3 protein-coding genes are annotated in these 5,980 nt (G+C 63.6%); 2 read left to right on the forward strand and 1 reads right to left on the reverse strand.

The window, feature by feature from the left end:
- Positions 1-4,686, forward strand: a complete 4,686-nt coding sequence (locus EOS_RS38715; protein WP_047897520.1) for a cellulose biosynthesis protein BcsC — start codon at positions 1-3, stop codon at positions 4,684-4,686.
- A gap of 137 nt (positions 4,687-4,823) precedes the next feature.
- Here EOS_RS38715 and EOS_RS38720 read toward each other — a convergent pair whose 3' ends face one another.
- Positions 4,824-5,690 (reverse strand): NmrA family NAD(P)-binding protein, encoded by an 867-nt coding sequence (locus tag EOS_RS38720; RefSeq protein ID WP_047897521.1) that lies wholly within the window; start codon positions 5,688-5,690, stop codon positions 4,824-4,826.
- Between the two features lie 109 nt (positions 5,691-5,799).
- Between EOS_RS38720 and EOS_RS48520 the strand changes: the two genes are divergently transcribed.
- Positions 5,800-5,980, forward strand: a 181-nt coding sequence (locus tag EOS_RS48520) for a hypothetical protein (protein ID WP_235443103.1), incomplete at its 3' end; no start/stop codon positions are given.

A 5,980-nucleotide genomic window follows, 5' to 3' on the forward strand; every position in this document is an offset into this window, starting at 1 on the left:
CTGAGTCTCGCGGCCGGTTGTGTCGCCAACGTGCCGCCGAGCGCGTTTGCGCAAGCTGCCAGCAGCAGCGCGGCTACTGCGGGCGCGGGCGCCACTGGTGCTGCTGCCAACGCGAACGCGCCGCTGACCGTGTTGATCGATCAGGGCCGCTACTGGCAGGCGCATCGCCGGGGGGATCTGGCCGAGCAGGCGTGGCAGAAAGTGCTGCGCATCGACCCGAAGCAGCCCGACGCGCTCTATGGCATGGGCATCATCCTCTCGGACCGCAAGGACGGCAGCGGTGCGCAGCAGTATCTCCAACGCTTGCGGGCGGTGGCGCCGCAGTATCCGAATATCGATGAACTCGGCCGGCGGCTGGGCGAAACCAGCCCGCGCGACCAGACCGTGAACGACGCCCGGCGGCTCGCGCAAAGCGGGCAGAACGCGTCGGCGGTGCAGGAATACCAACGTGCTATCGACGGCAAGCCCGCCACGCCGGAACTCACGCTCGAGTATTACCAGGCACTCGCCGCTACACCGCAGGGCTGGGACCAGGCACGCCAGGGCCTGACGCAACTCGCGCGCCAGAACCCCAGCGATCCGCGCTATGCGCTCGCGCTTGCGCAGCACCTGACCTACCGCGACACGACGCGGCGCGACGGCATCGCCCGTCTCGAGCAGTTGAGCACCGACAGCACGGTCGGCGAGCAAGCCAAGAAAAGCTGGCGCCAAGCACTGCTGTGGCTCGGCGCACGCGCATCGGACGCCCCGCTTTATCAAGCTTATTTGCAAGCGTCGCCCGATGACCCTGCCGTCAAGGCGCGTTTCGATTCGATGGTGCAGCAGGACAAGCAAGCCCGCGAACGCGCGCAAGCGGATGCTGTCGTCGATGCCCGGGGACGTGCTGTCGCCGATGGATTTGCATCGCTGGATCGCGGCGATATCGTCACGGCGCGCGCACGGTTTTCCGCTGTGCTGGCGAATAACCCGAACGACGGCGATGCGCTCGGCGGCATGGGCATCGCCGCCTTGAAGCAGGAAAAATTCGACGAAGCGCGCACGTATCTCGAACGCGCGTCGCGTGCCGGCAATCCGGCGCGCTGGAAGGACGCGCTCACCAGCGCGACTTACTGGAGTTATACGAGCGAGGGGATTGGCGCGCGCAGCAATGGTGAAATCGCGAAGGCGAAGTCGCTGTTTGAACGCGCGATCGCCCTGAATCCGTCGGACACCACCGCCCAGACCATGCTCGGTGAAACGCTGCTCAATAGCGGCGACCCGCGCGGCGCGGAACAGGCTTACCGGATGGCGCTGCGCCGTCAGGCCGACAATCCCGATGCGATTCGCGGACTCGTCGGCGCGCTGGCCGCGCAAGGTCGCGGCGACGAAGCGCTTGCTTTCGCGAACCAGTTGAACGCGGAACAGCAGGCGAAGGCCGGCGGCATCAACAAGCTGCGCGGCGAAGCAGAGGCGGCGCAAGCGCGTGCTGCGGAAGCACGCGGCGATCTGGGCGCCGCGCGCAGCCTGTTCGAAGATGCACTGCTGAACAATCCCGACGATGTCTGGATGCGCCTCGACCTCGCGCGCATCTATGTGCGTCAGGGCGCGGTCGGCAATGCGCGCAGCATGATGGACGGTTTGCTCGCCACGCACCCCGACATGACCGACGCGCTCTACGCGAGCGCGCTGCTATCCGCCGAGACGCAGGACTGGACGACGGGATTATCGCAACTGGAGCGGATCCCGGTCAACCAGCGCACGCCGGCGATGACCGTGCTGCAGCACCGGTTGTGGGTGCACGCCCAAGCCGAACTCGCGAACCGGATGTCGCGCGCCGGTCAGACGCAGCAGGCCGAAGCGACCTTGCAAGCCGCAACGCCGACCGCGCAAGGCAGCCCGGAACTGATCGGCGTGCTGGCGTCGTCGTATCTGCAAGCAGGCGACACCATGCGCGCGTTGTCGCTGGTGCGCGACGCGATGGCCGCGGCACCCGTCGATACCGGCTTGCTGCTGCAATACGCCGGCATCCTGACGGGCATTCCCACGGCACCGGGCCAGCAGACGAACCCGCAGCAAGAAGCCGAACTGAGCGCGGTCATGCGGCGGCTGGCGGCTTCGCAACTCACGCCGCAGCAGCGCATCGACTTCAACAACCTGAACATCGGCATTGTGGTGAAACAGGCCGATACGGTGCGGCAACGCGGCGACCTCGCAAGCGCGTATGACGTGATTGCGCCCTGGCTGGCAGCGACGCCCGATAACCCCGATCTGCAAGCGGCGCTGGCCCGTCTGTATACCTCCGCCGGCGATGATCGCAGCGCACTCGCGAGTTATCGCGCGGCGCTGGCCCGCCGTCCTGATGACATCGGCTTTCAAGTAGCGGCGATTGGCGCGGCGTCGGGCGCGAAACAATTTTCGTTTGCCGAGGCAACCGCGAACCAGGCGCTGCGCGCCGCGCCCGACGATCCCCGCGTGCTCGCCGCGACCGGCCGCATGTATCACGCCGAGGGCAAACTTTCGCTGGCTTCGCGATATCTGCAACAGGCGCTGATCGCGGCGAATTCCCCCGTCCAACAAACGCCGCGTGACACTCGCCAGGGTGCGCAACCCGCTGTGCCGCGCGGCTGGGAATCGGCCATGCAGCGGATCGGTTCGATGCCGCTGCCCGGCACCAATCCGTTCGAAGGCAAGACCGCCGTCGATACGAACGCGGGCGCTCCCGGCGCACCGACCGGCCTGTTGAGCGGAGTGTTCTCGCGGTCTACATCGCCGATGCCCGGGCTACCCTCTTATCCTCAGCCTTCTTCACCGACGCAGAACGTGCCGAACTATTTGCCTCCGCCTCAAGCAGCGCCTTATTCGACACCTTACGTTGCACCCTATACGGCGCCGGGCAACGTTGCGCGCCCAGTAGCGGCAAGCGGTGGATACGGTCCCGATACCTCCGGGTCGAGCCAGTCGGGTGGTCCGGCGGCGCCGTTGCAGCCGTATCCGGGGCAAGGGCCGGCTCAGGACGCGGGGCAGTATCAAGGTCAATATCAGGCACAGGGTCAAGCGCAATATCAGCCGCAATCGCAGTATCAGCATCAATATCAGCAACCTCAGCAACCTTACAACGCGCAGTATCCGTCGCAGGATGCCGCGATAAGCTCGCCCTGGCCCATATCGCCCGCTGCGCGCGAAGCGCAAGCGAACGCGTACGCGCAGTCGTCACAGCCGCGGGTGTATTCCAGCGCGCCCGCAGCGAAGTCGAAACATGCTTCGACACGCAAGCACACCGCGTCGCGTAGCACCAGGCAAGCCGATCAGACCGACTACACGCAGCAGCCTTATCCTCAGCAGCCGTATGCACAGCAGGGTTACGGGTATCCGCAGCAACAGCAGCAGGCGTACGCGAACCAGGGTTACGGGCAGCCCTATATTCCGCAACCTCCCGCCGGTTACGGACAGGCCTACGCGCCCGCACAAACCGCACAGGCGTATTCCGGCATGGCGGGCAACAACCCCGTGAACGTGGCGAACGCGCAGACGCTAGGCGTGGCCGATGAACTCGCGCAGATCAACCGTGCTCGGTCGAGCACGATTTCTGGCGGCGTCATCTTCCGCGACCGCACGGGCGAAGACGGGCTGTCGAACCTGACGGATATCGAGGCACCGGTTCAGGGTCGCATCGCGGTGGGCAATGGGCATATTGTCGTGACGGCGACGCCTGTGACGCTGGATGCGGGCACGGCACAAACCACCACCGATACCCTCAAGCGTTTCGGCTCGGGAGTGGCTGCAACAAGCTCACCTCTTGCTAACAACTACGGCGACCAGACAGCGACCGGCGTGGGCTTGTCCGTGGGATACGAAACAAACAAAATCAAACTCGATGTCGGCACCACACCGCTCGGCTTTCGTGAAGAAAACCTGGTCGGTGGCGCGCAGTACAACGGTGGTTTCACTGACAAGGTCTCGTACTCGATCGCCGTCGCCCGACGCGCGGTCACGGACAGCCTGCTCTCCTACGCCGGTACGCGCGACCAGGGTCAAGGTCTGGAATGGGGCGGCGTGACGTCCAATGGCGCACGCATGGATCTCGGCTGGGACGACGGCACAAGCGGCGTGTATGCGAATTTAGCGTTCCAGTACTACGATGGCCACAATGTCGCGAGCAATTACTCCGAAAAAGGCGGCGGTGGTTTCTATACGCGCCTGTTCCAGGACGGGAACCAGACACTGACGGCGGGCGTGAACACCACGCTGATGCACTACAACAAGAACCTGTCGTACTTCACGTATGGCCAGGGCGGCTACTTCAGCCCGCAGCAGTACGTAATCCTGAACCTGCCGGTCGAGTATACGGGCCGCACCGGCCCGTTCACGTACGACGTCAAGGGTTCAATCGGCGTGCAGCACTACCGGCAGGATGCTTCGGATTATTTCCCGACTAACGGCAACATTCAGCCCGGAACCTCCGGAACCGCCGGTAGTACTTATGCCAGCAGCACCAAGACCGGCCTGTCGTACTCGTTCAGCGCGACGGGCGAATTCCAGCTCGCACCGCAACTCGCGGCCGGGGTGACGGCATCGCTCGGCAACGCGTATCAGTATCGTGAATATCTGGCTGCCGTTTATGTGCGGTACAGCTTCACGAAACAAACCGGCGCACTGTCCTTCCCGCCAGCGCCGCTGAGTTCGCCGTATCTGTCGCTGGCGAATTGACGCGTTAGTGGGTTGAACGAGAGAACATGTGACCCGGGTGGCCTTCGCCCGGGTCACTGTTTTCATTAGCGATGGCCCTTGGAATAGTGATTGAACGCTCCCCAGCCGCAGCGTGGGCGAGTACTAATCGCAGGTTCCTAAGACGCCTTTTCGATCAGCGATTGCAGCACCGTATCGAGTGGAACACGGCCTTTGCGCACTTCGTTCTCAGTGCCTTCGAAGCAGATCCACTCCTCGTTGAAACCATCGATCATCTGCATGCGCGGCGTCGGGTTTTTCATCCCTTGCGAGCGGAAGAGTTCTTCCCACGTGTCACGCGGCACGGCTGTCATGCTGACGTCGCGACCGAGCAGACGCGCAAAGCTCTCGGCGATCATGTCGGGCGAAATACGCTGCGGCCCTTCCAGTTCGACGATGCGGCGTCCCGTCCACGATTCGCGCAACAGTTCCGCCGCGACGCGGCCGATATCGGCCGTGGCGACCATCGGCACGGGTTTATCGAGCGGCTGCAAGAAGCTCGGCACGATGCCGGAATCGCGCGCGGGCGCCACATCCCAAGCAGCGTTTTCGATGAACCACGCAGCGCGCAGGAACGCCACGGGCATGGGCAGCGTGCCCAGCTCCTGTTCGAGTATCTGCAATTGATTCAATAGATTCGGCTGCGTAGCTTGTGCGCCGATGGTCGACAGCACCACCACCTTGGACGGTCTGGCCGCCGCGAGCGCGGCGCGCAACGCGGCGATCGTCTTGCGCGCTTCAGGAAATCCCGGCGATGGATCGAAAGTTGGCGGCAGGAGAATGAACACGCCTTCCGCGCCTTCGAATGCGTGCTGCAAAGCGTGTTCGTCGTTGAGGTCGGCGAGAGCAACTTCGCAGCCCTGCTTCGCCCACGCCTCGCCCTTCGCTGCGTCGCGCACGATCGCGCGGACGTCGTGACTCGCTGCCAGCAGCAAACGCGCCACGACGCCCCCGACCTGCCCTGTGATTCCGGTAACTGCAAACATGGTTTCTTCCCAAAGAGTTAGACAGCAAGCGCTGCGTTGGAAAGGATTGTGCGAGGCGGGAAGGCGTTTGACGATAACCCGAAGGTCATTTCATTCATGACATGACGGCATGAATCGCTGGTATCGCAATGATATACAGGTCGCGGCAAGTCGCGGTCTCCTTCGATTACACGAAGCCGAGCACGTGTTTGAAGCAGGCATAAAATCAAAAAGCCGTTCCAACGTAAGTTGGAACGGCTTTCTTCGACTGAACAAGCGGCATCACAACCTGCATGCCGGTTTTCAGTGGA

The organism is Caballeronia mineralivorans PML1(12) (assembly GCF_001028175.1).
Classification (GTDB): Bacteria; Pseudomonadota; Gammaproteobacteria; order Burkholderiales; family Burkholderiaceae; genus Caballeronia; species Caballeronia mineralivorans.